Annotated in this window: 3 protein-coding genes; 1 reads left to right on the top strand and 2 read right to left on the bottom strand. The window is 65.6% G+C overall.

The window, feature by feature from the left end:
- Together recQ and JCM9942_RS13340 are read right to left on the bottom strand one after the other, a co-directional pair.
- Positions 1-1,543, bottom strand: a 1,543-nt coding sequence (gene recQ, locus JCM9942_RS13345; RefSeq protein WP_054660273.1) for a DNA helicase RecQ, incomplete at its 3' end; no start/stop codon positions are given.
- A 303-nt stretch (positions 1,544-1,846) separates the two neighbouring features.
- On the bottom strand, positions 1,847-2,395 hold the full coding sequence (locus tag JCM9942_RS13340; RefSeq protein WP_054660271.1) for a Dps family protein: 549 nt from the start codon (positions 2,393-2,395) through the stop codon (positions 1,847-1,849).
- Positions 2,396-2,483: 88 nt separating this feature from the next.
- Here JCM9942_RS13340 and JCM9942_RS13335 point away from each other — a divergent pair.
- On the top strand, positions 2,484-2,884 hold a 401-nt coding region (locus JCM9942_RS13335), incomplete at its 3' end, for a hypothetical protein (RefSeq protein WP_054660269.1).

Genomic DNA, 2,884 nt, shown 5'->3' with positions numbered 1-2,884 from the left:
CGCGGTCGCGGCTGGCCGGACGCTCGCGCCGCATCATCATCTGCCGGCGGCCCTTGAGCACATCGCGGCTGGCGTCGGTCAGGCGCAGGCCACCGTGTGATTCCGGATCGACCTCCAGCAGGCTTGCGGCCACCAGCTGCCGGAATACACCGCGCCAGCTGCGGGTATCGAGGTCGCTGCCGATGCCGAAAGTGCTCAGCTGGTCGTGACCGAGCTGGCGGATACGTTCGTTGTCACTGCCGCGCAGGATGTCGATCAGGTGGCCTACCCCAAAGCGCTGGCCGCTGCGGTACACGCAACTGAGCGCCTTCTGCGCCGGTACAGTCGCATCCCACGCCGCCTGGGGGCTCAGACAGTTGTCGCAGTTGCCGCAAGGCCGGGGATAGGTTTCGCCAAAACCGGCCAGCAGCACCTGGCGCCGGCATTGCATGGATTCGCAATAGCCCAGCAGATGGTCGAGCTTGGAGCGCTCCAGCGCCTTGCGCTCCTCGCCGGCCTCGGACTGCTCGATCATCTGCTTGAGCAGCACTACATCGCCCAGGCCGTAGCACAGCCATGCTTCGGCGGGCTCGCCATCACGGCCGGCGCGTCCGGTTTCCTGGTAATACCCCTCCATCGACTTGGGCAGGTCGGTATGCGCGACGAAGCGCACGTCCGGTTTGTCGATGCCCATGCCGAAGGCGATGGTGGCGCACATCACGATGCCGTCTTCGCGCAGGAAACGGCGCTGGTTGTCGGCGCGGATGTCGGCGGGCATGCCGGCATGATAGGGCAGCGCCTGCAGGCCCTCGTTGCACAGGAACTGCGCGGTTTCCTCGACCTTGCGGCGCGACATGCAATAGACAATGCCGGCCTCGTCGCGATGTGCGCGCAGGAAATCCAGCAGCTGGCGCTTGGCATTGTCCTTCTGCACCACGGTGTAACGGATATTGGGCCGGTCGAACGAGCTGACGAAGTGCCTGGCCGTGGTCAGATCCAGCCGCTCGGCGATCTCACGCTGGGTCGGCGGGTCGGCGGTGGCGGTCAGCGCGATGCGCGGTATCTGCGGCCAGCGCTCATGCAGCACGGTCAGCTGCCGGTATTCAGGCCGGAAGTCGTGTCCCCACTGCGAGACGCAATGGGCCTCGTCAATGGCGAACAGGGCAATCCGGGCCCGACTCAGCAGTGACAGGAAACGCCCGGTCAGCAGCCGCTCCGGTGCCACATACAGCAACTGCAACTGGCCTTCCAGCAGCTCGCGTTCCACCCGCGCGGCGGTTTCGGCATCCAGCGTGGAGTTCAGGAATTCCGCGTGCACGCCTGCCTGGCGCAGTGCTTCCACCTGGTCCTGCATCAGCGCGATCAACGGCGAGATGACGATGCCACAACCCTCGCGCAGCAGTGCCGGGATCTGGTAGCACAGCGACTTACCGCCGCCGGTGGGCATCAGCACCAGCGCGTCATGGCCGCTGGCGACGTGTTCGACGATGGCCTGCTGGTCGCCGCGGAAACTGTCGTAACCGAAAACGCTGGAAAGCAGTTCTTGCGCGGGACTCTGGGGCATCGGCGTAGTTTACCTGCTGCCGGATGCCGGCCGGGCGCCGTGTCAACGCAAAGCTCAGGTTCGCGCGTCTCTACAGGGCAGGGCGCGTTGGGTGCGGCGCCACGCGTGGCATCCGGTACGGCACCGTGGGAGCCCCGTTGTGTGTGGCCGCCCGGAGTCCGGCGGGATGTCGGGCGTTGTGCAGCGCAGCCCGCCTGTGTCACGGCGGGGGGCGAACGCGGGAAGCCGGGGGCTTGATCAATCGCGGGCCAAGGCTCCATGAATGGAACCTTGGATACCGCAGGGCGGCGCAGCCCGAAGCCCTTACTGCAGCAGCGAGCGCAGCATCCAGGCGTATTTTTCATGGGTCTGCAGGCGCTGGGTCAGCAGGTCCTCACTGGGCGCATCGTCGGTTTTTCCTGCCTGTTCCAGCACCTTGCGCGCGGTGCGGCATACCGCCTCGTTGCCGGCCACCAGCTGCTGCACCATCTCGCGCCAGTCGGCGCTGTCCGTCAGGCCCGGCTCTTCGGGAATCGAGGTCAGTGCCACGAATTCGCGGTACGAACCGGGCGCATTGAAGCCCAGCGCGCGGATGCGCTCGGCGATCTCGTCCAGCGCCGTCCACTGTTCGGTGTACTGGGTTTCAAACATGGTGTGCAGCGAGTTGAACATCGACCCGGTGACGTTCCAGTGGAAGTTGTGGGTCTTCAGGTACAGCGTGTAGGCATCGGCAAGGAAGCGGGAAAGGCCGTCGGCCACCTTCTTGCGATCGCTGTCGTTGATCCCGATATCGATATGCGGGGCCGACGGTGCGGCGGCGGCCAGCTTCTTCTTGCCGGCTTCTGGCTTGCTGCTGTTCTTGGCTTTGGCCATGACGCATTTCTCCTTGGCGGGTTGAATGGCTTCACAATAGCGCCCTTGGAACCATACCTGTAATTCACGTTTTCACATTGAACGATCGATGAGCGCTATCCAGAAAGACATTGCCGTGCGCCTGCGCGATGCCCGCAAGGCGATTGACGGGGCGATGAGCCGCGACCGCGGGCGCTTGCTGGGGTTGTGGTCGCGGTGGCAGGGCAAGCCGGGCGATGCCGGCGCCGAACAGGCGTTCACGCAGCTGCTTGAGCGCTCATCGGCGCAGCGCCAACAGCGCGCTGCCACGCACATCGCCATCACCATGGACGACGCGCTGCCCATAGCGCGTGAAGCCGAGCAGATATCCGCGCTGATCCGCGCGCATCAGGTGGTGGTCATCGCTGGCGAAACCGGCTCGGGCAAGACCACCCAGCTGCCCAAGCTGTGCCTGGCGGCGGGCCGCGGTGAGGCCGGCATGATCGGCTGCACCCAGCCGCGCCGCATCGC

The organism is Stenotrophomonas pictorum JCM 9942, assembly GCF_001310775.1.
Classification (GTDB): Bacteria; Pseudomonadota; Gammaproteobacteria; order Xanthomonadales; family Xanthomonadaceae; genus Stenotrophomonas; species Stenotrophomonas pictorum.
Note: the sequence above shows the minus strand (reverse complement) of the source record. Positions and strands in the feature narration are given on the sequence as shown.

Bases quoted from the DNA above. Each gene is read 5' to 3' on its own strand.
- JCM9942_RS13340 (WP_054660271.1), bottom strand. From the start codon at position 2,395: ATGGCCAAAGCCAAGAACAGCAGCAAGCCAGAAGCCGGCAAGAAGAAG.